This window comes from Nocardiopsis changdeensis (genome assembly GCF_018316655.1).
GTDB classification, from domain to species: domain Bacteria; phylum Actinomycetota; class Actinomycetes; order Streptosporangiales; family Streptosporangiaceae; genus Nocardiopsis; species Nocardiopsis changdeensis.
Genome location: NZ_CP074133.1, coordinates 3930704 through 3956564, shown reverse-complemented (window position 1 = coordinate 3956564; position 25861 = coordinate 3930704). Strand labels below are relative to the sequence as shown.

The window sequence follows — 25861 nt, the reverse complement described above, 5'->3', positions numbered from 1 at the left end:
GGAGGTCCTGGTGCGGGTGTCGTCTCGCGGGGTGTGCCGCACCGACCCGCACGTGGTCGGGGCCTACCGGTGTACTGGCCCCGGGTGGTGCCCGGGCGCGAGGCCGTCGGCGAGATCGCCGCGATCCTGTTCACCCCGGTCGGTGACCTGGCGCCGGCGGCCACCACCGTGTGCCCGCTGGAGGACCTGAAGGCGGGCCGGTTCGCGGGCGCCGCCGTCCTGGTTCCCAGGCGCGTGACAGGGTTCGGGATCAGGCGGGGCCCGGGTGCCCGACGGTCCGGGCGGCCGCACGGACCGTTGCCGGACCCCGGCGCCGACCATGTGCGCGTCCTTCCACGCCGCCTGAGACCGGCCCGGGCACCGCGCGGGCGCCCGGGCCGCCGACCGGCTGTGCGGGACCGGTCCTGGAGGGGGCAGGGTGGGCGGGGCCCGGCGCGCCGGTGGCACGCCGGGCCCCACAGGGACGGATCAGTGCCCCTCGTGCTCCTCGGGGGACCCGGAGGGCGCGTCCGGGGCGGGCCCGGTGCCCAGCATCCCCTGCATCTCCGCGATCTCCTCTTCCTGCGCGTCCACGATCTCCTGCGCCAGCGCGCGGGCCTCGGGGTCGACCCCCTCGGCCAGCTCGGCCTCGGCCATCGCCACCGCGCCCTCGTGGTGGGCGATCATGTGCTCCAGGAACAGGCGGTCGAACTCCTCGCCCTCGGCGGACTCCAGATCGGCCATCTGCTCCTCGGAGAGCATGCCCTCCATCATCCCGTCCGAGTGCTCCATCCCCTCCGGGGAGGTGTCCGCGCCCCAGGACTTCAGCAGCCCGGTCATCTGCTCGATCTCGGGCCCCTGGGCGTCGCGGATGCGCTCGGCCAGGTCGGCGACCTCCTCCCCGGCGCGGGTCTGCGCCAGGTCGGCCATGGCCACGGCCTGCTCGTGGTGCGGGATCATCATCTGCGCGAAGTGCACGTCGGCGTCGTTGAACTCCGCGGCGCTCTCCTGCGCGGCCGGCTCCCGGGGGTCGGCCGGGGCGTCGTCGGTGCCGCAGGCGGCCAGGGCCAGTGCGGCGAACAGTGCGGCGGCGGTGCCCCTGAGGGCACGGTTCACGAAGGTCATGGCGACCTCGTTTCCTCTCGTCTGTGGGTGTTCTCCGTGCTATCGGCGAGAGGCGGGCGCGGAGCGGCCGCGCGGGACCGGCCGGCGCCCGCGCGGATCCTATATACGGAACACCTGGAGATCGGAGAGGACCGGACGCTTTCCGGCCGCCACCGACGGCGGGTCGTCGCCGCGCAGGGCACCGGTCGCGGCGGCGGGCGCGGGCGGCCCGGGCCAGGGCGTGAAGGCCGTGGCGGCGAGCCCGGCCCACGGCAGCCCGGGGCCGGCGAGCGTGGGGCACACCGATGTGGGGTCCAGCTCCGGCAGCGCGGAGGAGGCGGTCTCCAGGACCGGCTCCACGTGCGCCCTGGAGAGGGTGTGCGCGACGGGCGCGGGGTGCGCGCTGTGCGCCGCCTGGGCGGCGGGTGCCGCGTGCGCGGCACCGTGGCCGCGGTCCCCGTGGTCGGCGTGGCCGAGCGTGTGCATGGCACCGAAGGCGGCCAGCAGCACCGCGAGCAGCAGCGCCCGCACCCATGGGGAGAGCCCCGGGGCGAAGGCGGGTCGCTGTGTTGCTGCGGTCACGGCGGCAGTCTACATTCCCCAACCAGGTAGGGGTATCGGGGTCGTCTCCAGGGCGCCCGTTCCGCCGCCCCGCGCCCGTGAGCGCTGCGCCTGGCCGCCGCCCTTCCCACGTCTGTGGGGCGCCGCTCCCGGATGCCGTCTCCCCGCCCGGCCGCCCTCGCGGTCGGTGCGGGCACGGCCTCGCCCCCGTCCCGCTCGCGGCGCGCCCCGCTCCGGCCGACCGCCCCCGGCCTGCCGGGGCCGCCCCGGTCGCGCCGCCCCTTCGTGCAACGGATCTGATTCGTGTTCGCCCAGTTCAACGGGGCTGTTCGCGCCCTCCATTACCCAAGAGGTAATCGACGCCCTTCCCTCCGGCCGGGATGCTCGGTGGTGTCGACGGACACGACCCGGAAGGGGAACCACCATGACCACCCGTACCGCTCCCGCCACCGCCTCCGCCACCTGGCCGCTGCGCCTGCTGCTGGGCACCGACGCGGCCACCTGCCTCGCCGCCGGAGCGCTGCTCACCGCCGCCTCCCCGTGGCTGCCGGGCCTGCTCGCCCTGCCCGCCGCCCTGCTCGTCCCGGCGGGGGTCTTCCTGCTGGGCTTCGGCGCCTGGCTGGCCTTGCTGGCCTCGGGACGCGGCCTGACCCGCGCGGCGGTGCGGGCCGCCATCGCGGTCAACGCCGTCTGGGTCGTGGCCACCGGCGCCCTGGGCCTGGGCGTCCTGGTCGACCCGAACGGGTTCGGCACGGCGTTCCTGCTGGTGCAGGCGGCCGCCGTCGCCGGGCTGGCCGCTCTGGAGGCCGTCGCCCTGGGCCGCGCGGACCTGGCCTGACGCACCGCCCGTCTAAGGTGGTCCGCAGCAACCGGGGAAGGGGGCGGAGTGACCGGGACGACCGAGCGCGCGGAGGCCGGCGGGCTCCTCAGGGAGTGGCGCGGCCGCCGCAGGCTCAGCCAGCTGGAGCTGTCGCTGCGTGCCGGGGTCTCCGCCCGCCACCTGAGCTTCGTGGAGACCGGCCGCTCCCGCCCGGGCCGCGAGATGATCCTGCGGCTGGCCGAGTGCCTGGACGTCCCCCTGCGCGAGCGCAACCGGCTGCTGCTCGCCGCGGGGTACGCCCCGGTCTTCGCCGAACGCCCGCTGGACGACGCCGACATGGGCCCGGTGCGGGAGGCCGTCCGCCGGATCCTGGCCGGGCACGACCCGTATCCGGCGGTGGTCGTGGACCGCGACTGGACCCTCGTCGAGGCCAACGCCGGGATCGGCCTGTTCTTGGAGGCGGTCGATCCCGACCTGCTGGCCCCGCCCGTGAACGTGCTGCGGCTGGGCCTGCACCCGCGCGGCATGGCGCCCGCCATCGTCAACCTCGACCAGTGGCGGGCGCACCTGCTGCACCGGCTGCGCCTCCAGGCCGACTGGTCCGGCGACGCCGGCCTGGCCGGTCTCTACCGGGAGCTGGCCGCCTACCCGGGCGGCGACCCGGGGCCGCCCCGCGGGACACCGCCCATCGCGGTGCCCCTGCGGCTGCGTCTGGGCGGGCGGGAGCTGTCGTTCCTGTCCACGGTGGCGACGTTCGGCACCCCGCTGGACGTGACCGTCTCCGAGCTCGCCATCGAGTCGTTCTTCCCGGCCGACGACGCGACGGCCCGGGCCCTGGGCGCCGTCCGCGCCCCCGCCTGACCCCGGGCCCCGGAGCCCCGGCCCCGGGCCCCGGCTCCGGATCACCCTCCGGGCCGGGACGCGGGACCCCGGGACCGCCTCAGTGGTAGGACCACATCACCATTTCGGCCGCCGCGAAGTTCCGGGCCCGGAGCTCGTCGCGCTGGATGATCCAGAACGGGCACGCCACGATCCCGGGGTCCTCGGGCATGTCCAGCTGGGCCTGGGCCAGCAGCACCCAGCCCCCCTTCTCGTCCTCGGGGGAGGAGTCCATGATGGGCGGGTCCTGCGGCGAGTAGGCGTATCCGCCCAGGATGATGCCGTCCTCCCACTCCACCGTCCGGTGGCCGTGGTCCTCCAGCTGGTACTCCTCGTAGAGGCGCGCGGTCTCCGGGTCGGAGAGGACCGCGTCGTCGGCGCTCGTCGGCAGGCTCGGGACGACCCGGGCGTAGAGGGGGCGCGGTTCGATGACGGGGAGGGCGCTGCCGTCCTCGGGGAGTGCGCGCTCGGACGTGGGCGTTCCCGCGGGGACGTAGACCACGGAATCGGAGACCTGCCTCGACGTCTGGCAGTCGGGGTCGGTCCTGTCGGTGAAGAACAGCAGGTGGCCCTCGCGCGGCAGCGGGAGGTGGCAGCCGTCCGGGGGGAGGGCGGCGCAGTCGACGGTCGCGACCAGGTCCAGGCCGTTGTCCCACTCCACGCCCTCGGGAAGAGAGGGGAGGCCGCCGTACCGCCCGACCGGGGCGCCGCCGTCCCTGTTCGAGGGGCTCAGCTCGGTCTGGGGCAGGACGAGGCTCAACGCCAGGTCGATGGCGTGTTCGGGGACGCCCGCTTCGCGCGCTCTGTCGCGGTATGCCTGGGAGGTGTTCATACCGGACATGCTGCCGCAGCCGGGGGACACTCCGCGCCATGGCGGTGGCGGGCGCCCCGCTCAGGCGGGCGTGTCCGGGTCGCCGTCGACGGCGGCGGCGATGCGCGGGACCAGCTGCTCCAGCGCGTACGGCAGGCTCAGCACCGTGCTCCAGGTCAGCGCGCCCGACACCACCACGTCGTCGACGATGAGCGCGCGCCCCTGGGCCACCACGTCCAGGCTCTGGTACACCCGGTGGTCGGCCAGGTCCTCGCGCAGCCCCGGGCTGAACCCGGCGTTCCACAGCAGCAGGTCGCGGTCGAGCAGTTCGAAGTCCTCCTCCGGCAGCGGGGCGGCGTCGGAGTCCCCGGTCAGCTCGGCGATCTCCGCCGGCGTCTCGAACCCCAGCGCCTCCAGGAACCGCGTGCGCGGGTCGGTGGGGGAGCGCACCACGAAGGTCCGGTCGAACCGCTCGGCGACCACGGCGCCGGCCCCCTGGAACCGCGGATGGGCCGCGCTCATCTCGGCGAACCGCGCCTCCACCCCGGCGACGAGCCCGGCGGCCTCCTCCTCCCGGTCCAGCGCCCGGCCGATCGCCAGCGTCATCTCGTCCCAGGGCGCACCCCAGTCGGGGAAGTCGCCGAGCTGGGCGACCGTGGGCGCCAGCACCGACAGGGCGTCGTAGTCCTCCTGCGTCAGACCGCTGTACAGCCCGACGATCAGGTCCGGTTCCAGGGTGGCGATGAGCTCCAGGTCGGGCCGGTCGCCCTCCGGCCGCGGCATCACCTCCGGCGCGGCCCCGCCCAGCGAGCCCTGCGCCCACGGCCAGACCCCGTGGGCGAACTCCTCGTAGAAGTTGGTGACGCCCACCAGCCGCGGGCCCGCGCCCAGGGCCAGCACGGCGTCCACGTCGGTCAGGCCCACGGTGACGATCCGCTGGGGTTCGGCGGGGATCTCGGTGGCGCCGAACCTGTGCTCCACGGTCAGCGGGTACCCGCCGCGGCCCGCGGACGCGCCCGGGTCCGCGTCGTCGCGGCCCCGGCCGCAGCCGGCCGCGGCCAGCCCCAGCGCGCCCGCGGTACCGGCCAGCAGGGCGCGTCGGCTGAGGGAGGGGTGGGGCACGGCGACCTCCGGGGGGAAGGGGGCGATTCGGTCAGCCTTGCCTAACACCACCCCGCCCCACCGCGCAACAGCCCCGCCCCCGCCAGCCCCATCGGACCCGCCATCCCCACCGCCCCCACCACTCCTGCGGCTCCCACTACCTCCGCCGTCCCTGGCGCCCCCCGCCCGCACTGCCGCCCCCGCCATCCCCATCGGACCCGCCATCCCCACCGGTCGTGCCGCACCTGGCCGACCCGGCTCGGGGCCAGGCGTGCGGGCCCGCCCCAAGCGACGGACACGGCCGGGTCAAGACACCGTCCGCGGGCCATGCCCGGACCCCGAGGGGGGAACCACTCCGGGTGCGGCCGCCCGGCCGCGCCCGAACGGACCGGACACGGCGGGGGACGGATGAAGGCGCTCACGGTGGAACCCATGAGGAACGGATCGGTGCGGGTGGAGGACGTCGAGCCCCCCGTGCCCGGGGAGAACGACCTCCTCGTCGACGGGATCGCCCTGGGGGTGTGCGGCACCGACCGCGAGATCGCCGGCGGCGAGTACGGCGCCGCCCCGCCCGGCCGCGACCGCCTCATCCTGGGACACGAGTCCCTGGGCCGGGTCCGCCAGGCCCCGCCCGGCAGCGGGTTCTCCCCGGGCGACCTGGTGGTGGGCATCGTGCGCCGCCCCGACCCGCTGCCCTGCGGGCCCTGCGGCCACGGCGAGTTCGACATGTGCCGCAACGGCGAATTCACCGAGCGCGGCATCAAGGAACTCGACGGCTTCGGCTCCCAGCAGTGGACGGTGGAGGCCGACTACGCGGTGGCCCTGGCCCCGGCCCTGGAACGGGTCGGCGTCCTCATGGAGCCCGCCACCGTCGTCGCCAAGGCCTGGGAGCAGATCGAGCGCATCGGCGGCCGCGCCTGGTTCGACCCGGAGACCGTCCTGGTCACCGGGGCCGGCCCGATCGGCCTGCTGGCCGCCCTGCTGGGCGTGCAGCGCGGCCTGGACGTGCACGTCCTGGACCGGGTCGAGGAGGGCGTCAAGCCCGAGCTGGTGGCGGCCCTGGGAGCCACCTACCACACCGGCAGCGTGGCCGACCTGGCCGCGCGGGTGCCGTTGGACGTCATCGTCGAGACCACCGGGGCCACTCCGGTCATCCTCGACGCCATGGAGCACAACGCCGCCGACGGCATCGTGTGCTTCGTCGGCCTGGGCAGCGCCGGCGGGCCGGTGCAGATCGACTCCGAGCTCATGGGCCGGCGCCTGGTCCTGGAGAACGACGTGCTCTTCGGCTCGGTCAACGCCAACCGGCGCCACTACGAGCAGGCCGCCGGGGCCCTGGAGAAGGCCGACCACGCCTGGCTGGAGCGGCTGATCACCCGGCGGGTGCCGCTGGCCGAGGCCGCCGAGGTGTTCGCCGCCCCGCCCGGCGACCAGGTCAAGGTCGTCGTGGACCTGTGAGCCCCCGCGGCAGGGGGCGTAGGGCCCGCCCCGGCGGGCCCTACGCGGTGTTTTCGGCCCCGGTGCGAGGGCAGGTGACCCGTGAGGACGTCGATACAGGAGGAGTCCGCCGATGACAGACGACGACCCACGGTCCCCCAAGATCGTCCTGGGCGTGGACGGGTCCGGGCACGCCGACGCCGCCCTGGAGTGGGCGGCGGCCGAGGCCGAGCGCACAGGGCGTCCGCTGGACATCGTGCTCGCGCTGCCGATGCCGATCGTGGTGATGTCCGAGGGCCCCACCCGCCCCTCGGCGACCCAGCAGCTGATCGCGCACGGGGAGCAGACCCTGAGCGCCGCCGCCGACCGGGTGCGCGGGCTGTTCCCGGCGGCCCGGGTGGAGGTGTCCCTGGTGATGGACGACCCCGCCCCGGCGCTGCTGGAGCGGGCCGGGCACGACGACCTGCTGGTGGTGGGCTCGCGCGGGCTGGGCGCGCTGCGCTCGGCGGTGATGGGCTCCACCTCGGTGCGCCTGGCCGCCCGGGCGCACTGCCCGGTGGCGGTGGTGCCGGAGAAGTGGGCGCACGCCGGCCGCAGGAACCGGACCGTGGTCGGGGTGGACGGCTCGGAGGCCTCCCTGCACGTCCTCCGGTTCGCCCTGGGGCGGGCGCGCGAGGACGGGTCCGCGGTGACGGTGGTGCACAGCTGGGAGATGGCCACCCCCTTCGCCCCCGAGGCGCTGGCCGCCTCGGGGTGGACCCCGCCGGAGGAACTGCTGGAGCAGCGTTCGGGCGAGCTGGTCGCCGGGATGTTCGAGGAGGTCGGCGACGAGGCGGAGGGCGTCGACGTGTCGGTGGTGCGCAGCCGCCAGGCCCCGGAGCGGGCGCTGCTGGCGGAGGCGGAGAACGCCGACCTGGTGGTGGTCGGCTCGCGCGGCCGGGGCGGCCTGCGCGGGCTCTTCCTGGGGTCGGTCAGCCAGGCGGTGCTGCACGGGGCCGAGGTCCCGGTGGTGGTGATCCCGCACCGGGCGGAGGAGCACCCGGAGACGCTGCCCTGGTCCGGCGGGACCGACTGACGGACCGGACCCGAGAGCCGGGACCCGAGGGCTGGGACGCGAGGGTCGGGACCCGAGGGCTGGGACCGGGGACGGGCGACCGAGCACGGACGGCCCGGTACGGACGACCGAAACGACCGCGGGGCGGTCCGGCGGATCACCGTCGGACCGCCCTTCGCCGTACGTCCGCCGCTCCGGGCCGCTCCGGGCCGCACCGGGGTAAAAACGATTCATCAACCCGGTGGCCAGGGATGTGTTCCACGGCATAATCGCATCTTGACGCCCTTCCCGCCCCAGGGATAACCTTCGCTCAGCATTGTTTAAAACGATTCAAGTGCCTCGTTCAGGCGGCACCTGGTCGACACAGCAGCAGCGAACGGAGATCCGCCGTGGCCACACCCTCCTCCGACCGTCGCGCGGGCGCCCTGGAGGTCCTGCGGCGCCAGCACATCGAGCTCCCCTCCTGGGCGTTCGGCAACTCCGGCACCCGCTTCAAGGTCTTCGCGCAGCAGGGCGTCCCCCGCGACCCGTGGGAGAAGCTCGCCGACGCCGCCCAGGTCCACCGCCTCACCGGCGTCGCCCCCACCGTCGCCCTGCACATCCCCTGGGACCGGGTCGACGACTACGCCGCCCTGGCCGAGCACGCCCGCGGGCTGGGCATCTCCATCGGAGCCATCAACTCCAACGTGTTCCAGGACGACGACTACATGCTCGGCAGCGTCACCAACCCCGACCCCGCCGTGCGCCGCAAGGCGGTCGACCACCTCCTGGAGTGCGTCGACATCATGGACGCCACCGGCTCGCGCGACCTCAAGCTGTGGTTCTCCGACGGCACCAACTACCCCGGCCAGGACGACCTGCGCGCCCGCCAGGACCGCCTCGCCCAGGCCCTGTCCGAGGTCTACGGCCGGCTCGGCCCCGACCAGCGCATGCTGCTGGAGTACAAGCTCTTCGAGCCCGCCTTCTACGCCACCGACGTCCCGGACTGGGGCACCGCCTACGCCCACTGCCTGGAACTGGGCGACCGCGCCGTCGTGTGCGTGGACACCGGCCACCACGCCGCCCACACCAACATCGAGTTCATCGTCGCCTTCCTGCTCCGCGCGGGGAAGCTCGGCGCCTTCGACTTCAACTCGCGCTTCTACGCCGACGACGACCTCATGGTCGGCTCCGCCGACCCCTTCCAGCTCTTCCGCATCATGTACGAGGTCGTCCGCGGCGGCGGGCTGGACGCCGACACGCAGGTCGCGTTCATGCTCGACCAGTGCCACAACATCGAGCCCAAGATCGCCGGCCAGATCCGCTCGGTCATGAACGTGCAGGAGGCCACCGCCAAGGCCCTGCTCGTGGACGCCGACGCCCTGGCCGACGCCCAGCGCGAGGGCGACGTCCTGGCCGCCAACGCCGTCCTCATGGACGCCTACAACACCGACGTGCGCCCGCTGCTGGCCGACCTCCGCGCCGAGCAGGGCCTGGACCCCGACCCCATGGCCGCGCACGCCCGCTCCGGCTACACGGAGCGCGTCGTCGCCGAGCGCAAGGGCGGCACCCAGGCCGGGTGGGGCGCGTGAGCACCACCGGACCCCGGCAGACCGACCGCACCGAACGCGCAGACCGCACCTCAGTACAGGGGGACCCCGTGTCCGACACCGTCGTCGACCAGCTGATCGCCCGCAGCAACACCCTGGGCGCCGACCCGCGCAACACCAACTTCGCCGGCGGCAACACCTCCGCCAAGGGCGAGCGCACCGACCCCGTCACCGGCGAGCCCGTCGAGATCCTGTGGGTCAAGGGCTCCGGCGGCGACCTGGGCACCCTCACCGAGGACGGCCTGGCCGTCCTGCGCCTGGACCGGCTGCGCGCCCTGGTGGACGTCTACCCCGGCGAGGAGCGCGAGGACGAGATGGTCGCCGCGTTCGACCACTGCCTCTTCGGCAAGGGCGGCGCCGCCCCCTCCATCGACACCGCCATGCACGGCCTGGTCGACGCCCCGCACGTCGACCACCTGCACCCCGACTCCGGCATCGCCCTGGCCACCGCCGCCGACGGCGAGGCCCTCACCCACGAGTGCTTCGGCGACCGCGTGGTGTGGGTGCCCTGGCGCCGTCCCGGCTTCCAGCTCGGCCTGGACATCGCCGCCATCGCGAAGGAGAACCCGAACGCCATCGGCGCCATCCTGGGCGGCCACGGCATCACCGCCTGGGGCGCGACCAGCGAGGAGTCCCGGGCCAACTCCCTGGAGATCATCCAAACCGCCGAGCGCTTCATCGCCGAGCGCGGCCGTCCCGAGCCCTTCGGCCCGGTCCTGCCCGGCCGCGAGGCCCTGCCCGAGGCCGAACGCCGCGAGCGGGCGGCCGCCCTGGCTCCCGTCATCCGCGGCCTGGCCTCCACCGACCACCCCCAGGTCGGGCGGTTCACCGACAGCGACGCGGTCCTGGACTTCCTGTCCCGCGCCGAGCACCCGCGCCTGGCCGCCCTGGGCACCTCCTGCCCGGACCACTTCCTGCGCACCAAGGTCCGGCCGATGGTCCTGGACCTGCCCGCCGACGCCCCGCTGGAGGAGGCCGTCGCGCGGCTGAAGGAGCTGCACGAGGAGTACCGGGCCGAGTACAGCGCCTACTACGAGCGCCACGCCACCCCCGACAGCCCGGCCATCCGCGGCGCCGACCCGGCGATCGTGCTGGTCCCGGGCGTGGGGATGTTCTCCTTCGGCAAGGACGCCAAGACCGCGCGGGTGGCGGGGGAGTTCTACGTCAACGCCATCAACGTGATGCGCGGCGCGGAGGCGATCTCCACCTACCGGCCCATCGAGGAGTCGGAGAAGTTCCGCATCGAGTACTGGGCGCTGGAGGAGGCCAAGCTGGCCCGGCTCCCGAAGCCCAAGCCGCTGGCCACCCGGGTCGCCCTGGTGACCGGTGCCGCCAGCGGCATCGGCAAGGCGATCGCGACCCGGCTGGCGGCCGAGGGCGCCTGCGTGGTCGTGGCCGACCTCGACGCCGGCAAGGCCGCCGCGGCCGCCGCCGAACTGGGGAACTCCGACGTCGCCGTCGGCGTGGCCTGCGACGTCAGCGACGCCGACGCCGTGGCCCGCGCGCTGCGCGAGGCCGCCCTGGCGTTCGGCGGCGTGGACCTGGTCGTCAACAACGCGGGGCTGTCCATCTCCAAGCCGCTGCTGGAGACCACCGAACAGGACTGGGACCTCCAGCACGACGTGATGGCCAAGGGGTCGTTCCTGGTGTCCCGCGAGGCGGCGCGCCTCATGATCGCGCAGGGCATGGGCGGCGACATCGTCTACATCGCGTCCAAGAACGCCGTGTTCGCCGGACCCAACAACATCGCCTACTCCGCGGTCAAGGCCGACCAGGCCCACCAGGTGCGGCTGCTCGCCGCCGAGCTGGGCGGCCACGGCATCCGCGTCAACGGGATCAACCCGGACGGCGTGGTGCGCGGATCGGGGATCTTCGCCGGAGGGTGGGGCGCCCAGCGCGCCAAGGTGTACGGGGTCGAGGAGGAGGACCTGGGCAGGTTCTACGCCCAGCGGACCATCCTGGGGCGGGAGGTCCTGCCCGAGCACGTGGCCAACGCGGTGTTCGCCCTGACGGCGGGGGACCTGTCGCACACCACGGGGCTGCACGTGCCCGTGGACGGCGGCGTGGCCGCGGCGTTCCTGCGATGAGCGCCGTCCACGCGGCGGTCGACCTGGGCGCGTCCAGCGGCCGGGTCATCGCGGGGCGGGTCCGGGACGGGCGGCTCCTCACGGAGGAGGTCACCCGGTTCGCCAACGGCCCGACCGCGGTGCCCGCCGCCGACCGCACCACCCTGCACTGGGACGTGCTGTCCCTGTACGCCGGGGCGGTCGAGGGGCTGCGGCGGGCGGCCGGCACCCACGGGCTCGCCTCCGCGGGGGTGGACTCCTGGGCGGTGGACTACGGCCTGCTGGACGCCGACGGCGCCCTGCTGGGCAACCCGGTCCACTACCGGGACGCCCGCACCGACGGGATTCCCGAGCGGGTCTTCCGGCACTGGCCCGCCGACGCGATGTACGCGGTCAACGGCCTCCAGGTGCAGCCGTTCAACACGGTGTTCCAGCTGGCCGCCGAGGCGGGGAGCGCCCGCCTGGCGGCGGCCCGGGACCTGCTGCTCGTCCCCGACCTGCTGGGGTACTGGCTGACGGGGGTGAAGGCCGCCGAGCTGACCAACGCCTCCACCACCGGCCTGGTCGACGTCCGCGAACGCCGCTGGGCCCCCCGCGGCCTGGAAGTGCTCGCCGAATCCTTCGGCGTGGACGCCCGCGCCCTGCTCCCGGACCTGGTCGAACCCGGAACCGTCGTCGCGCCCCTGCGCGGCGACCTCGGCGGCGCCCCGCTCGTGGCGGTGGGCTCCCACGACACCGCCTCGGCGGTGGTCGCGGTACCCGCCGCCACGGCGGACTTCGCCTACATCTCCTCGGGGACGTGGTCCCTGGTCGGGGTGGAACTGGACGCCCCCGTCCGCACGGAGGCGTCCCGGGCCGCGAACTTCACCAACGAACTCGGCGTGGACGGCACCGTCCGCTACCTGCGCAACGTCAGCGGCCTGTGGCTCCTCCAGGAGTCGCTGCGCACCTGGCGCGAACAGGGGCGGGAAGTGCACCTGGCCGACCTGCTGGAGCACGCGGCCCGGGCGCCGGCCCTGGCCTGCGTGGTGGACGTGGACGACCCCCGGTTCCTGCCGCCGGGGGACATGCCCGCGCGCATCGCCGCGTTCGCCGCCGAGACCGGCCAGCGCCCGCCCGAGAGCGAGGCCGGGTTCGTGCGCTGCATCCTGGACTCGCTGGCCCTGGCCTACCGCCGGGCCGTCCACCAGGCCGCCGAGCTCAGCGGACGGAACGTGGACGTGGTCCATATCGTCGGCGGGGGCGCCAACAACACGCTGCTCTGCCGGCTCACCGCCGACGCCGTCGGCCTCCCCGTCGTCGCCGGCCCCGCCGAGGGGACCGCCATGGGCAACCTGCTGGTGCAGGCCCGCGCCGTCGGCGCCGTGGACGGCGACCTGGCCGCCCTGCGCCGCATCGTGGCCGCCTCCGCCGAGACGGTCACCTACCACCCCGAGGGCCCGAGTTCCCACTGGGAGTCGGCCGCCCGCCGCATCACCCCCTGACACCTGTGGCTCCCCGGGTGGGAGCCACAGGTGCCTTGCCCTCCTTTGCCTTCCCCTCCTTGAGCCCGCCCCGGCCCCCATGCCACAGTGTCCGAAGCCCCCGGCTGCAGCCCATTGGTACTCGCATAACGCAGAGATAACGCCCCGCGTTGTCCCAGGTCATTAACGTGAGCCCCGCCCACGCGGGGATGGACCGCGTGCATCGACCAGGGGATGCCCGGGATCCTGTGAGCCCCGCGCACGCGGGGATGGACCGACGTCCACGTTGTCGGCGTCGCCGCCCGCGAGGTGAGCCCCGTGCACGCGGGGATGGACCGTTCACCTGGATGGACGCGATCTCCGCGCCTTCGTGAGCCCCGCGCATGCGGGGATGGACCGAGAACGGGCGACTCAGCATCTGGTTCGGTGACCCGCTGTTTCTCATTACGCGGGCCGCTGAGGCGGGCATCTTGTGGTCTCACGACGCTCCTGATGATCACTCAGAGCGCCACAAGAGGCGGGGAGAGACGAATACCGGTTACGCGATCACCGGCGTCTGCCAAATGCTCCGCCTGGATACACTGCCTCAACCCACCCCGACCGGAGGCCACCTCTGTGGTACCTGCACGAGTATTCGCCGTTGCCCCGCTGGCTCTGGTGATTCTCGTCCTGTCCGGTTGCTCTTCCTGGGGCTGCACCGACACGACGGCGGAGCGCGGTGAGGCCGGGGTCAGGGTGGGGGTTGTGGGCACGGACGGTCAGGCTCTCGGAGTCACCGCCGAAGTCGTTGACTGGCGCCTTGAGCCCCACCCGCAGGTGCTCTCCGAAGGTGACCGGGTCCATTTCTATTTCCACTTCGACGGCGCCAACGAATATTCCGACCCCGCAGTGGACGCCTGCGCGGTCGACAAGGAGCGCGTGGTGCTGGGGTGCCAGACGGTCTACTCGTCTCAGGCGTTCGGGCCGGCTGACGATCCCCGCACGGGCGATGACTGGCTTGCCGTCGAGAACCCTGAGCAGGTTGCCGAAGTGTTGTTGATCCCCAATGACCAGTCCTACGACCGCCCCACTTGTGAAGCGGACATCAGGGATGGCGGCGGGATGCACCCTCCGGAATCGCCCAACATGGGGGACCGGCTGTAGGGAGGCCAAGGTGATTGAACGCGTCGGTGACCCACTGACTTCGCACCCTTTGCCGACCTGATCCGCGACATCGGCATTCCCGGAACAGCGGTGCGCACCTTCGCGCTGTGTCAGTTCGTGCTCTAGGTCCTAATCCGATCATCGCCTGGACGCTGGGTTTCCATGACAAGACCATTGCCCGAGTCGCTGCCCAGGAGGGAGAGACCAGGAGCCGCTGCGCCCCCAGCGACCACAAACGGTGATCGAAGCGGTGAGGCCAGGGAGAATGTCGATCGCTCGATCAACGGCTCTTGCAAGTGCCGCCCCCAAGCGGGGGTGGTGGGGGAGAGCGAAGGGTCGACCACGTTCTGGCAGGTGCGGTGGATGCGCAGGCTCAGGGACACGATGTCGCTCAGGCCGCCGTCAGCGTCCGCTCGCCCTTGGGGAATCTCAGAAGCCCCGCTCACCTTGAGCCAGGCTCGGTTTCCATGCCACAGTGTCTGAAGTCTTCGGTCGTAGCCTGTCGGCACTCGTATAACGCGGAGATAACGCCCCGCGTTGTCCCAGGTCATTAACTGTGAGCCCCGCGCACGCGGGGATGGACCGGCCAACGTGGCGTTCGCGGTCGGTGACATCGGTGAGCCCCGCGCACGCGGGGATGGACCGTAGGTCACGCTCGCGGTCTCGGCCTCGGTGACGTGAGCCCCGCGCACGCGGGGATGGACCGCCGTTCATGTCGATCGAGTGCGGGTCGGGCTTGTGAGCCCCGCGCACGCGGGGATGGACCGAACCGCAGCGGCCCGGTCGGTATCGAGACCGTGTGAGCCCCGCGCACGCGGGGATGGACCGACCAGCAGGTCTACTCCGTGCTGCACATCGCGGTGAGCCCCGCGCACACGGGGATGGACCGCGCACCGAGTACGAGAACATCACCGAGGCCGTGTGAGCCCCGCGCACGCGGGGATTGACCGGCGTATGCCTCGTCCACCGGCGGGGACGGCACGTGAGCCCCGCGCACGCGGGGATGGACCGCCAAGGTGGTTGTCACGGCGATCGCCAACATCCTCACTCCGCTCGTTGCGGGGTTCCTGCCGGATGTGCATGGGTCCCCCATCGACGCGGTCGTCATCAGCGTCGTCAGTCTGATAGTGACGTTCCCTGCCGGGTATCTCGCCCCGCACGCGTCCCGCCCCGACGTGGAAGTCAAGCACTGACCGCACACATACGCCTCTCCCTTCGCGGGAGGGGTGCTTTCATTTTCGTTATGCCCGCTTGCCCTTGGCGATCTGGTCGACCCGGGCGGGAGAGAGGCCGAGTTCGGCGGCGAGAGCGCGGACTGTGTGCCCCTGTTCTCGCAGCTCGGCGACGGCGGGCTGACGGACCGCTTTGAGGGCGTCCTCTACCTCGGCGAGGGCGGCAAGGATCTCGCCGACAATGCGGGCGCGGATGAGCGGGTCTGTCTCTTCAGCAGCGGACTTGGGGAGCTTGCGCAGGTGAGTGAGGGTTTCGGGGATGTCCATGCTGTCAGTGTAGGCGCCTGAACATTTTTCGTCCAGGTGTCTGATTCCTCTGTCTGGGTGCCTATGCAATGAGGGTGTGGCAGACAGATATGGAGGGAGGTGGCAGGGTTGGATGTCATCCTGATCCTCCAGATCGCGGTCACCGTGCTCAGGGGCCGAGGATAGTCAAAGTGCCCCCGGCCCCATTCCCTCGGAATGGCACACACCAGCAAGGAGAAGAAGTGGACGCAGGTAAGATCCTCCTCGCCCACAACGTCACCGCCGTGGCCGCCTTGGCCGTGGTCCTGGTGGGCTCCCTCTCCACCGGCATCATCTGGTGGGTGTGGGCCGCGATGGGGCTGATCGTCGTGGTGACGATCGGGCTGAACATCGCCTACTCCCGCGGTCGGTAGTCCGGTCCGCCGGCGCCCCGTTCCCTTCCGAGGACGGGGCGTTTCGCTGTCCGAATGCGGCCACTGCCTGCGAGCGATCGGAGGTTCAGGGGTTCCACGCCCGCGCGGCAGCTCTCACGTCAGGCTGAGGGCCCGGTACACGGCGACGACGGTGGACGCCCCGACGATCTCGCCCCGGGCGATCAAGTCCACCGCCTCTTCCAGCGGCCACCACTTGATCTCTTGGGCTTCGTTGATGTCCGGCACCGTGTCGGTGGGAGTGGCGCCGCGGGCGAGGTAGATGATCTGCGGCTGGTCCACGGACCCGATGGCGGGCTGGAACGTCACCAGGTGCTCCATGGACTTGGGCCGCCACCCGGTTTCCTCTTCGACCTCGCGGGCCGCCGCCGACCCGGTGTCCTCGGCGGTGTTGACGTAACCGCCGGGCAGCTCCCACACCCACCGGTCGATGATGAACCGGTGCCGCCGCATGAGCAGCACTTCCCGCGCGTCGTTGATGACCAATGTCATCGCCGCCGGGGGCATCTTCACCACGTACTGGGTGAAGGACACCCCGTCGGGGAGGGTGATGTCGACGGTGGACAGGCGGATGTGCCGGTTCTCGTCCACGAGCCTCTCGCCATGGACCGTCCATTGGGTGGTCACACCGGCACCCTAGTGGGGCGTCACTTCTCCCCTTGCCGTACAGGGTGAGGGTGGTGACACGAGGGTGACGGGCGGTGGCTGCGGCGGCGATGCCTGAGATGACGACAGCAGTCCGGGTAACGGCATTCGGCAGTGGGCGGCCTGCACGGTGCGTGAGGGGGCGGAGCGGAAGCGAGTGGGCAGGCCCCACGTGGTTGGGGATGGACGGGCCTCGGTGAGGCAGGTGTAGACGGAGCGCAGATGAGCCCGGTTCAGGCGGGGCGGGATGGGCGCTGAGGTGTTCACGGGGCTTGGGAGGGACGCGCTGCGCGGGTACCCGGCGTTGACAGCGTCCGGATGTGCGGTGCCGCGTCTACTCGAGGGCCTCGACCGCCAGTTCGGTGGCCTTCGCGATGAGGGCGTCGTCGTACCCCGCGCCCGCCTCGTCGCGGCCGGACATGACCGCCAAGACCACGGGATCGCCCTCCGGCGGCCACAGCACACCGATGTCGTGCCGCGTCCCGTAGCCGCACGCGCCGGTCTTGTCCCCCACCTCCCACCCCCCGGGGACACCGGCCCGGATCAGGTCGTCGCCGGTGGTGTTGGCGCGCATCATGGTGACGAGGATGTCGCGTTTGTCCTCCGGTAGGACATCCCCCAACGCGAACTCCCGCAGGCTGGTGGCCATCGCGCGCGGAGTGCTGGTGTCGCGGACATCGCCCGGGGCGGCCTCCGCCATCTCCGGGGCGACCCGGTCCACATTGGTGACCTCATCGCCGATCCCGCGCAAGGCCTCCCTCAACCCCTCCGGCCCGCCCAGTTCCTCGAAGAGCAGGTTGGAGGCGGTGTTGTCGCTGTGGCGCAGCGCCGCGTCCCCCAGTTCGCGCAACGTCATACCGCTGGACACGTGCTCCTGGGTGACGGGGGAGTGGAAGACCAGGTCGGCCTCGGAGAAAGTGACGACCCGGTCGAGCTCCTCCACGGGCGTCCGGTCGAGTACGGCGCCGAAGGCCAGGACCTTGAAGGTCGAGCAGTAGGCGAACCGCTCGTCCGCCTGGAACTCCACCGCCCGCCCCGTACCGGTATCGAGCGCGTAGACGCCGAGCCGGGCGTCGAACTCCTCCTCCAGGCGCGTGAACCCGGCGTCCATCCGGATGGGGGACGGCGACGCCGAGGGTTCCGCGGGCGCGGTGGCCGAGGGCGGCGAGCCGACGGAACCGACGGGGGCCTCCGGGGAGGAGCAGCCGGTGAGCGGCACCAGCGCCACCGGGACCAGCACCGTCAACGCAACGTGTCGAGCCATGGTCCACGGCACCGCGAAGCACCTTCTCTCCGTATGTGAACGGTGACTCTGGGAAGTCTCGCGGGTGCCGGTCCCGCTGTCGACGATGTCTGCGGCACGGCGTGTACACCGGCCGGGACGCCCACGCCACCACCGCCGCGGTCCTCGCCGGGCCGACGGGCCTCTCCGCGGCCAGCGCACCGTTCCCCGAACCGGACTCGGCGGCGCGGCCGCCGCAGCGTGCCGGAGTGCTGTCCTCCGCCCTAGCCGGCGGCCTCCGCCGGCCGGGGCGATTGCCCGGGACGCGAGTCGGGTAGTGGCCCTTCCATGCTGCTCATGAGGCTGCCCGGCGTGTACCGGGCACAGCACGACACCTCGCTGCTCCGGTTCGTGCTGCGCCGCTTCGGCCGTGCCGCCGGGCGCTCGGTCCTCGACGTCGGCTCCGGGACCGGGGCACTGGGGATCGAGGCCTTCCGGGCCGGAGCCGCCAGTGTCACGTCGGTCGACCTGTCGCGCCGCTCGGTGCTGACGAGCTGGCTCAACACCCGGCTCCACGGGATCCCCGCGACGGTCCGGCAGGGCGACCTGTTCGCCCCCGTGCTCCCGCGCCGGTTCGACCTCGTACTCGCGAACCCGCCCTACGTCCCCGCCCCCGCACCGCTGCCGCCCCGCCACCGGATGGCGAGGTGCTGGGACGCGGGGCCGGACGGGCGTTTCCTGCTGGACCGCATCTGCGCCGGGGCGCCCTCCGTCCTCAGCGAGGACGGCGTGCTCCTGCTCGTGCAGTCCGAGCTCGCCGACGGGCAGGCCACCCTGGACCGCCTGGAGAAGGCCGGTCTGGCGCCCGCGGTCCTGGCCCGGGGCCGCATCCCGTTCGGGCCGGTGCTGCGGTCGCGGGCCCCGGCGCTGCGCGCCCGCGGGCTGCTCGCCCCCGACCAGACCGAGGAGGAACTCGTGGTCATCGAGGCGCGCCATGTCTGAGGACCGCCGCCGGGTCGTCGTCACCGGAGAGGGCCCGATCCTCGTCTTCGGCCCGGTCGACGTGGAGATGCCCGACGGAACGCGCCTGCTCAGCGACCGCGCGGTGACCGCGCTGTGCACGTGCGGCCGCAGCCGGCGCCGCCCGTTCTGCGACACCAGCCACCGCCGACGCGTACGCGACAGGCACGACGCGCACGGCGGGCACGGCGGGAATGGCGAACACGGCAGGAACGACGAACGCGGCGAGAACGACGAGCCCGATGAGCGCGACCGAAAGGCGGGCCCATGACCACCACGATGCGGCCGACACCGTCTCCGTCTCCGACACCACCGGTGCCCGCGGCCACCCCGCCCACGGCTCCGGCGCTCCCCGAACCCCGGGGCCCGGTCTCCGAGGCGGTCCTGTCCGCGCTGCGCGGCGTCCCCGCCGAGCCCCCCGGCCTGGACGGGGTCGAACCCTACGGCGATGACCTCCAGCTCGCCCTCTACTGCTGCTACGAGCTGCACTACCGCGGGTTCGAGGAGGTCGACGACGCCCGCGAGTGGGACCCGGCGCTGCTGTCGCTCCGCGCCGGGCTGGAGCGGGCCTTCCTCGGCGCGCTCAGGGACGATGTGCCCGCCGGGACCGACGTCGGGGCCGAACTCGACGGACTCCTCGTCGAACACGTCGACTCCTTCGGCGTCTCCCACCACCTGCGCCGCGACGGGGAGCAGTGGCAGCTGCGGGAGTACGTCGCGCTCCGCTCGCTCTACCACCTGAAGGAGGCCGACCCGCAGACCTTCGTCATCCCGCGCCTGGACGGCCCGGCCAAGGCCGCCCTCGTGACCGTGCAGCACGACGAGTACGGCGCGGGCGACCCCGGGCGGGCGCACGCCCGGCTCTTCGCCGAGATGATGTCCGAACTCGGCCTCTCCGCCGCCTACGGGGCCTATCTCGACTCCGCGCCCGCCGAGATGCTGGCCGAGGTCAACTTCATGTCGCTGTGCGGGCTGCACCGCGCCCTGCGCGCGGTGCTGGTCGGGCAGTTCGCCTTCGTCGAGCTGACCTCCTCGCCCGGCTCGGACCGGCTGGTCAAGGCCATGCGCAGGCTGGGCTGCGGTCCGGCCGCCGTCCGGTTCTACGCCGAGCACGTCGAGGCCGACGCGGTGCACGAGCAGCTCCTGCGGCGCGAGGTGATCGCGCCGCTGCTGGACGCCGAACCCGGACTGGCCTCCGACATCGTGTTCGGGCTCCGCTGCAGCGCGTTCCTGGCCGACCGCCTGGGGGACCGGCTGCTGCACCACTGGGCCCGCGGGGAGTCGGGTCTGCGCGGCGGCACGGAAGCGGGGACGCCGTGACGGCCCCCGGACCGGCGGCGCGGGTCCGCGTCCTCCCGGTCACCGACGGAGGGGACACGGTGCCCGCGGAGACGGTCGTGCGCGACCAGCTCCAGGACATACCGCCCCGCCTCCCGCCCTGGCTCGGCTACGACGATGTCGGCTCCCGGCTGTTCGAGCAGATCACCGAGCTGCCCACCTACCACCTGACCCGTGTGGAGCGCGGCCTGCTGGAGCGCCACGCCCCCGAGATCGCCGAACTGCTCGCCTGCGGGCGGATCGCGGAGCTGGGCAGCGGGAGCGCGAAGAAGACACGGCTGCTGCTGGAGAGCTGCCTGCGCCTGCGGGAGACCGCCTACCTGCCGATCGACGTCGACCGGGACATCCTGTGCTCCAGCGGCACCGCCCTGGTCGAAGAGCTGGACGGTCTGGAGGTCACCGGCCTGTGGGGGCGCTACGAGGCCGGTCTCGACTGGCTGCGCGCCAACGCCCGCGGGCCGCTCGCGGTCCTCCTGCTCGGCAGCGGCTTCGGCAACGCCACACGCGGGGAACGTGCCGGACTGCTCCGCGAGATCGCCCGCACCCTGCCGCCGGGCGGCGGCTTCCTGGTCTCCGCCGACCTGGACAAGGACGGGGAGGAGCTGCGGGCCTGCTACAACGATCCGCCCGGGTACTCGGCGTTCGCCGACTTCCGGCTCAACTACCTCACCCGGCTCAACGACCTCTACGGCGCCGGCTTCGTCCTCGACGACTTCGTTCCCCGGGCTTACTACAACGCGGCCACATCCACGGTGGAGGGGGTCCTGCTGGCCCGGTCCGACCAGGAGGTGCCCGTGCCGGGGCTCGGGATCACGCTGCGCATCCCGCGCGGGGAGTCGCTCAACGTCGGGTACTCGGTGAAGTTCGACGAGGGGAGGCTGGTCGACGAGGTCGAGGCGCACGGGTTCGACCTGCGGGCCCGGTGGCTGGACGACATCGCGCGGTATGGGCTCTTCCTCTTCCGCCGCCGCGGGGAACCGACGGACGCCTTCACCGGGCCCGCCGGGCGCACGGGGACATCCCGCACCCGGTGACGGTCACGCCCCGGTGCGCCACGCCGCGTGCCCGGGGCGCGCCCCGCCGTACGCCTGGGCCGCCTGGCCCGGCCGTGCGCCCGGCTCCGCGGCCGGTCCTTGCCGGGACCCGGCCGGGCCACCGGCCGGGGAGCCGTACCGGCCCCCGGCCGGAGACGCAGGGCCAGGGCGCCGGGTCAGGGCGCGGGGTAGGGGCGCTCGCGCAGCAGCCGGGCGAGGTGGGCCGCGTTGCGGGCCAGGGTGGCCGTCGCGGAGGCGACCGCGTCCGGTGTCCGCTCCAGGTCGATGTAGTCCTTGGGGTTCATGGCCTCGTGGTTCCAGTAGGTGCCGCCCTGGGCCGGAATGGTGAAGCCGGTGTCGCCCAGCGCCTGGTACAGGTCCGCGGTGATCTTGTGGGCGCCGTCCTCGTTGCCGACCACCGCCGTCACGGCGACCTTGCCGAACATGCTCGGCCTGCCCTGGTCGTCGGTCTCGGACAGCTCGGCGTCCAGCCGCTCCAGGACGCGCTGCGCGACACTGGACATGTGGCCGACCCAGGTGGGCGTGGACACCAGCAGGATGTCCGCGTCGAGGATGCGCCGCCGGATCTCGGGCCACGCGTCACCGTCGCCCATGTCGGTCTTCACGCCGGGGTGGACGTCGAAGTCGACGACGCGGACCGAGTCGCCGGTGACGCCGTGCTCGGCCAGGGCGTCGAGGACCTGCCGGGCCATCAGTTCGCTGCTCGACGGGTCCGGCGAGGGCTTGAGGCTGCACACGAGGGCCAACGCGTTCAAGGAATCCATACGGGGTGCCTACCCCACGCGGAGTATCCGATCGTACGCGCAAGGTAATTTCTGGGGAGCCCGGCCGTCGGCAGGAGAGCCCGCGCGGCCTCCGCCGGAGGGCCTCCCCGGGGTCCGCGCCCCCGGAGGCGGGCACCTGGTCCCGGGAACGGACCCGCCGCCGGGAGCGCCCCCTGACCCCCTGGGGGGTGGCACCGCCTTCGGGAACGCCCGGCCCCGGCCCCGGCCCCGGCCCGGCGCACGCCCCGCTCCCGGGAACGGCCGCCGACCCCGCCGGCGGCCGTTCCCGGGACACCGGGCAGGGGGCCGGATCAGCCCTCGGCGGCGCGGGGCAGGCGGCGCACGAACGGCGCGCACACCACCGCGACCAGGGCCGCGCAGCCGCCCAGCACGAACGCCTGGTGCGTCCCGGCGGCCTGGGCCAGGGCCGCGTCCCCGGTCTTCGCGGCGGCGGCGCCGACGGACATGGCCGCGACCATCACGGCCACACCCGCCGCGCCGGCCAGCTGCTGGAGGGTGTTCATGATGGCGCTGCCGTGCCCGTACAGCTCACGCGGGAGCGCGCTCAGCGACAATGTCATCAGCGGGGTCATGAGCATGGCCATGCCGACGCAGAACACCACGTGCATCGCGACCACCGTTCCCGTGCCGGTGTCCGTGTCCGCGGTGCTCAGCCACCACTGGCCGCCGCACAGCAGCAGCGCGCCCGGGATCACCAGGGGCGCGGGGCCGACCGTGTCGTACAGGCGGCCGACCAGCGGCGACAGGACTCCCTGCACCAGGCCGCCCGGGAGCAGCAGCAGGCCGGTCACGAGGATGCTCTGCCCCAGGCCGACCTGGAGGTGCAGCGGCAGGACCAGGACGGTGCCCAGCATGGTGGCCATGCAGACGACCACGATGACCAGGGAGATCCGGAAGCGGCCCACGCCGAGGGGGCGCAGGTCCAGCAGCGGGGAGCCCGAGCGCTGCAACCGCCGCTGGCGCAGCACGAACAGCGCCAGCGCGACCGCGCCGACGGCCAGGGCGGCGACGGGGACCAGCGCCCCGGAGGCCGATCCGTCCAGGGCGCCGAGGCCGCCCAGGCCGTAGACCAGGCCGCCGAAGCCCGGCACCGACAGCACGACGGAGGGCACGTCCAGCGGGGCGGGGCCGGTCTCGTCGGGCAGCCGCACGAACACGGCGCCCAGCGCGAGGACCAGCACCGCGATGGCCAGCATCAGGCCGAACACCCAGCGCCACCCCAGGGTGTCGGCGATCAGGCCGGAGACGGTGGGGCCCACGGCCGGGGCCACCGAGATGACCACCGAGTTCAGGCCCATGACCGTGCCGCGGTGGGCGACCGGCACATGGTTGAGGGTGGTGGCCATCAGCAGCGGCAGGATGATCGCGGTGCCGCAGGCCTGGACCACCCGGGCCAGGAGCATGGCGGTGAAGCCGGGGGCCAGCGCCGCCAGCAGGGTACCGACGGTGAACAGCGCGATCGCCGTGGTGAACAGGGCGCGGGTGGTGAAGCGGCGGAGCAGGAAGCCGGTGGTGGGGATGACCACGGCCATGGTGAGCATGAACCCGGTGGTCAGCCACTGCACGGTGGTGGCGCCGACCCCGAAGTCGTTCATGAGCTGCGGCAGGACGACGCTGAGGACCGTCTCGTTGAGGATCATCAGCAGCGCGGACACCGCCAGGACGGAGATGACCGGCGTGATCCGCACGGTGCCGGTCCGTGTGGGCGGGCCGGCCGCCACGGGTTCCGGGTCGGGGCGGAGCGCCGGGCTCTGCGGGCGGTCGTCGGTGTGCGACATGGGTCCTCTTCCGGTTCGGGAACGTCCCGGAAATGCTATCTACTGCCATGTTGGCAGAAACTGCCATAACTGTGGGTGATGCTCACCACGTTCCGCGCCCTGTGCCAGGATGTGCAGATGACCGACGACCCCCGCGACCTGCGCACCCGGCGCCGTCTGGCCACGCACCGGGAGATCCACGAGGCGGCCCTGGACCTCTTCGAGGAGCAGGGGGTCCGTGAGACGACGGTCCAGCAGATCGCCGAGCGCGCCGGGGTCTCCCAGCGCACGTTCTTCCGCCATTTCGAGACCAAAGAGCAGGCCGGGCTGCCCGGCCACCACCGGCTGGCGCGGATGGTCGAGGAGCTGGAGCCGCCTGCGGGGGACCCTGCCGGGACCCTGCGCCACATCGAGCGGGCCACGGCCCTGGCCCTGGCCGCCGACGACCCCGAGCTGCGCGAGCACCGCCGGGTCGCGCTGCTGTTCGCCCGCGAGCCCGAGCTGCTCGTCCTGGCGGCCGCCCGGGAGAAGGCCCTCATCACCCGGCTGCGCGAACGGCTGAGCGCTCCCCCCGCGGACCTGGACCCCACGGCCGCGCTGCTGGTGGCCGAGATCGCCGTCGCCGTGTGGCGCACCACGTGGGAGCGGTGGGGCGAGCGGACCGCGGCGGGGGAGGAGGTCGACCCCGTCGACCTCTACCGCGAGTGCTCCGACCGCCTGCGCGCGCTGTTCCCCTGAAGGGGTTCCGTCCTTTCCCGTGCGGGTCCCTGCACGCGCACGGTTCGCCGCTCCTTCCCCGCGGTGTCCTGGGGGAGCCGGGTCCACGTCCGCGCCGGTACGGTCCTTCGGCCCTTCTGGGCGATGTCCTGATGGGAGCCGGGCCCGCGCCCGCGCGGTCCGCCGGGGCTTCTGGACGGTGTCCTGGCGGGAGCCGGGACCGTTCCCGCGCGGACCGTCGGCGCTCGGCGACGGTGTTCCGGCGGGCCCCGGGCCTGCCCCCGCACAATCCGCCGGTGCCCCGTCCCCCGCCGGGCCCGCGCCCCGTCCCGCCCCGGCAGGGTCAGGCGGTGCGGTGGGCGGCGGTCGAGCCCCGCACCACCAGCTCCGGGGTGAACAGCAGCCGTTCGTGCCGGTGCTCGGGGTCGTCCAGCTCCGAGTTGAGCAGCCGCATCGCCGCCCGACCCAGGTCGTACTTGGGCTGGGCGATCGTGGTCAGCCCCGGGTGGATCAGGTCGGCGAAGTCGACGTCGTCGTACCCCATCACCGAGATGTCGTCGGGCACCCGCAGCCCGCGCCGCCCCAGGCCCTTCATCAGCCCCAGGGCCAGCTGGTCGTTGGCGCACAGCACCGCGCCCGGGCGCTGGCGGGGCCCGCCCGCCAGCACCTCGTCCACGGCCTGCTCGCCCTGCCCCGGGTTGAGCTGGCCGCGTTCGACGAGCCGCACCGACGTGTCGGGGTCCATCCCGGCCTCCGCGAAGGCGGCCCGCAGCCCCTCGTGGCGCAGCCGCACCTGCTCGATGGAGAACGGGCCCGACAGGAACGTCACCCGCTCGTGCCCCAGCCCGATCAGGTGGCGGCCGGCGATCAGCCCGCCGGCCAGGTTGTCCACGCTGACGCTGCACCCCGTGTCCTCGCCCACGTCGCCCCGGTCCAGGGCCACCCAGGCGGTGCCCTGGCGGCGCAGCCACAGCAGGTCGGACAGGTCGTCGTCGACGGGCATCACCACAGCGCCCGCGGCGCGCTGCTCGGCGAGCAGCCGGATGTTGCGGCGCTGGCGCTCGCGCGCCTCGGCGGAGTTGAGCAGCACCACCGCCAGCCCCTGCGTGGCCGCCTCGTCCTCCACCCCGCGCGAGACCTCGGTGAAGAAGGGGTTGGTCACGTCCAGCACCAGCAGCCCCACCGAACTGCTGCGCCCCGAGCGCAGGCTGCTGCCGGAGGAGTTGCGCACGTAATCCAGTTCGGCGATCGCCCGCTCCACCCGCTGCCGGGTTCCGGCGGCCACCCGCTCGGGCCGGTTGAGCACGTTGGAGACGGTGCCGGGGGAGACGCCCGCGTGCCTGGCGACCTCGGTGATCCCCACCTTGGGGTGGGAAGGACGGGTACTGCTGGACAAGGGGGTCTCC

Annotated in this window: 23 protein-coding genes, 1 pseudogene and 1 CRISPR repeat array; of the genes and pseudogenes, 14 read left to right on the top strand and 10 right to left on the bottom strand. The window is 73.3% G+C overall.

All coding sequences use genetic code 11. The features are described 5' to 3' along the window. Positions 1-468 precede the first annotated feature (468 nt). Together KGD84_RS18240 and KGD84_RS18235 are read right to left on the bottom strand one after the other, a co-directional pair. Entirely contained in the window at positions 469-1104 is a 636-nt protein-coding gene (locus tag KGD84_RS18240) for a DUF305 domain-containing protein (protein WP_220561628.1), read from the bottom strand. 99 nt (positions 1105-1203) lie between these two features. Then, positions 1204-1665 carry a hypothetical protein gene (locus KGD84_RS18235; RefSeq protein WP_220561627.1) on the bottom strand — a complete coding sequence of 154 codons (462 nt, stop codon included), beginning with the start codon at positions 1663-1665 and terminating at the stop codon, positions 1204-1206. 403 nt (positions 1666-2068) lie between these two features. On the opposite strand from KGD84_RS18235, the gene KGD84_RS18230 reads away from it, so the two are divergent. Both KGD84_RS18230 and KGD84_RS18225 read left to right on the top strand, forming a co-directional pair. Next, positions 2069-2482: a hypothetical protein gene (locus KGD84_RS18230; protein WP_220561626.1), complete on the top strand. Its 414-nt coding sequence runs from the start codon at positions 2069-2071 to the stop codon at positions 2480-2482. Positions 2483-2530: 48 nt separating this feature from the next. Further along, the gene (locus KGD84_RS18225; RefSeq protein ID WP_220561625.1) at positions 2531-3325 is read left to right on the top strand and encodes a helix-turn-helix domain-containing protein; all 795 of its coding nucleotides are present in this window, start codon (positions 2531-2533) and stop codon (positions 3323-3325) included. Between the two features lie 79 nt (positions 3326-3404). On the opposite strand, the gene KGD84_RS18220 is transcribed toward KGD84_RS18225, so the two are convergent. After that, positions 3405-4175 carry a DUF1963 domain-containing protein gene (locus KGD84_RS18220; RefSeq protein WP_255646640.1) on the bottom strand — a complete coding sequence of 257 codons (771 nt, stop codon included), beginning with the start codon at positions 4173-4175 and terminating at the stop codon, positions 3405-3407. A gap of 60 nt (positions 4176-4235) precedes the next feature. Then, positions 4236-5276, bottom strand: a complete 1041-nt coding sequence (locus tag KGD84_RS18215; protein ID WP_220561623.1) for an iron-siderophore ABC transporter substrate-binding protein — start codon at positions 5274-5276, stop codon at positions 4236-4238. A gap of 387 nt (positions 5277-5663) precedes the next feature. On the opposite strand from KGD84_RS18215, the gene KGD84_RS18210 reads away from it, so the two are divergent. The 6 genes from KGD84_RS18210 (at position 5664) to KGD84_RS18185 (ending at position 14007) form a co-directional block, all read left to right on the top strand. Next, the gene (locus KGD84_RS18210; protein ID WP_220561622.1) at positions 5664-6713 is read left to right on the top strand and encodes a glucose 1-dehydrogenase; all 1050 of its coding nucleotides are present in this window, start codon (positions 5664-5666) and stop codon (positions 6711-6713) included. A gap of 112 nt (positions 6714-6825) precedes the next feature. Then, the gene (locus KGD84_RS18205; protein ID WP_220561621.1) at positions 6826-7767 is read left to right on the top strand and encodes a universal stress protein; all 942 of its coding nucleotides are present in this window, start codon (positions 6826-6828) and stop codon (positions 7765-7767) included. 368 nt (positions 7768-8135) lie between these two features. Continuing rightward, complete coding sequence (gene rhaI / locus KGD84_RS18200; protein ID WP_220561620.1) at positions 8136-9317, top strand: L-rhamnose isomerase; 1182 nt, start codon at positions 8136-8138, stop codon at positions 9315-9317. Continuing rightward, positions 9305-11422 (top strand): bifunctional aldolase/short-chain dehydrogenase, encoded by a 2118-nt coding sequence (locus KGD84_RS18195; protein ID WP_370634531.1) that lies wholly within the window; start codon positions 9305-9307, stop codon positions 11420-11422. The genes rhaI and KGD84_RS18195 overlap by 13 nt, the downstream gene beginning before the upstream one ends. Then, the gene (locus KGD84_RS18190) at positions 11419-12885 is read left to right on the top strand and encodes a rhamnulokinase (protein WP_220561619.1); all 1467 of its coding nucleotides are present in this window, start codon (positions 11419-11421) and stop codon (positions 12883-12885) included. Before KGD84_RS18195 ends, KGD84_RS18190 begins: the two co-directional genes overlap by 4 nt. 636 nt (positions 12886-13521) lie before the next feature. Further along, entirely contained in the window at positions 13522-14007 is a 486-nt protein-coding gene (locus KGD84_RS18185) for a hypothetical protein (protein ID WP_220561618.1), read from the top strand. A gap of 556 nt (positions 14008-14563) precedes the next feature. Continuing rightward, a CRISPR array of direct repeats spans positions 14564-15018; the repeat unit is 29 nt; unit sequence GTGAGCCCCGCGCACGCGGGGATGGACCG. 230 nt (positions 15019-15248) lie between these two features. Here KGD84_RS18185 and KGD84_RS18180 read toward each other — a convergent pair. Continuing rightward, positions 15249-15506 (bottom strand): hypothetical protein, encoded by a 258-nt coding sequence (locus tag KGD84_RS18180; protein ID WP_220561617.1) that lies wholly within the window; start codon positions 15504-15506, stop codon positions 15249-15251. Between the two features lie 221 nt (positions 15507-15727). Between KGD84_RS18180 and KGD84_RS18175 the strand changes: the two genes are divergently transcribed. Then, positions 15728-15898 (top strand): hypothetical protein, encoded by a 171-nt coding sequence (locus tag KGD84_RS18175; RefSeq protein WP_220561616.1) that lies wholly within the window; start codon positions 15728-15730, stop codon positions 15896-15898. Between the two features lie 114 nt (positions 15899-16012). Here the strand turns inward: KGD84_RS18175 and KGD84_RS18170 are convergent, their stop codons facing one another. Both KGD84_RS18170 and bla read right to left on the bottom strand, forming a co-directional pair. After that, on the bottom strand, positions 16013-16543 hold the full coding sequence (locus KGD84_RS18170) for an NUDIX hydrolase (RefSeq protein ID WP_220561615.1): 531 nt from the start codon (positions 16541-16543) through the stop codon (positions 16013-16015). 352 nt (positions 16544-16895) lie between these two features. After that, on the bottom strand, positions 16896-17825 hold the full coding sequence (gene bla, locus KGD84_RS18165; RefSeq protein WP_220561614.1) for a class A beta-lactamase: 930 nt from the start codon (positions 17823-17825) through the stop codon (positions 16896-16898). Between the two features lie 315 nt (positions 17826-18140). On the opposite strand from bla, the gene KGD84_RS18160 reads away from it, so the two are divergent. The 4 genes and pseudogenes from KGD84_RS18160 (at position 18141) to KGD84_RS18145 (ending at position 21175) form a co-directional block, all read left to right on the top strand. Continuing rightward, the gene (locus KGD84_RS18160; RefSeq protein ID WP_220565827.1) at positions 18141-18785 is read left to right on the top strand and encodes a HemK2/MTQ2 family protein methyltransferase; all 645 of its coding nucleotides are present in this window, start codon (positions 18141-18143) and stop codon (positions 18783-18785) included. Next, positions 18778-18966 (top strand): annotated as a pseudogene (locus KGD84_RS18155) (CDGSH iron-sulfur domain-containing protein); the annotation flags it as partial. The gene KGD84_RS18160 and the pseudogene KGD84_RS18155, both read left to right, overlap by 8 nt. Positions 18967-19070: 104 nt before the next feature. After that, positions 19071-20123, top strand: a complete 1053-nt coding sequence (locus KGD84_RS18150; RefSeq protein ID WP_370634530.1) for an iron-containing redox enzyme family protein — start codon at positions 19071-19073, stop codon at positions 20121-20123. Then, the gene (locus KGD84_RS18145; RefSeq protein WP_220561613.1) at positions 20120-21175 is read left to right on the top strand and encodes an L-histidine N(alpha)-methyltransferase; all 1056 of its coding nucleotides are present in this window, start codon (positions 20120-20122) and stop codon (positions 21173-21175) included. Before KGD84_RS18150 ends, KGD84_RS18145 begins: the two co-directional genes overlap by 4 nt. A 176-nt stretch (positions 21176-21351) precedes the next feature. Here the strand turns inward: KGD84_RS18145 and KGD84_RS18140 are convergent, their stop codons facing one another. Together KGD84_RS18140 and KGD84_RS18135 are read right to left on the bottom strand one after the other, a co-directional pair. Then, entirely contained in the window at positions 21352-21960 is a 609-nt protein-coding gene (locus KGD84_RS18140) for a flavodoxin family protein (RefSeq protein ID WP_220561612.1), read from the bottom strand. A 311-nt stretch (positions 21961-22271) separates the two neighbouring features. Then, a complete protein-coding gene (locus KGD84_RS18135) occupies positions 22272-23759 on the bottom strand; it encodes a DHA2 family efflux MFS transporter permease subunit (protein WP_220561611.1) in 1488 nt (495 codons plus the stop codon). Between the two features lie 78 nt (positions 23760-23837). On the opposite strand from KGD84_RS18135, the gene KGD84_RS18130 reads away from it, so the two are divergent. After that, positions 23838-24476: a TetR/AcrR family transcriptional regulator gene (locus tag KGD84_RS18130; protein WP_255646639.1), complete on the top strand. Its 639-nt coding sequence runs from the start codon at positions 23838-23840 to the stop codon at positions 24474-24476. 322 nt (positions 24477-24798) lie between these two features. On the opposite strand, the gene KGD84_RS18125 is transcribed toward KGD84_RS18130, so the two are convergent. After that, positions 24799-25851: a LacI family DNA-binding transcriptional regulator gene (locus KGD84_RS18125; protein WP_255646638.1), complete on the bottom strand. Its 1053-nt coding sequence runs from the start codon at positions 25849-25851 to the stop codon at positions 24799-24801. Positions 25852-25861 lie beyond the last annotated feature (10 nt).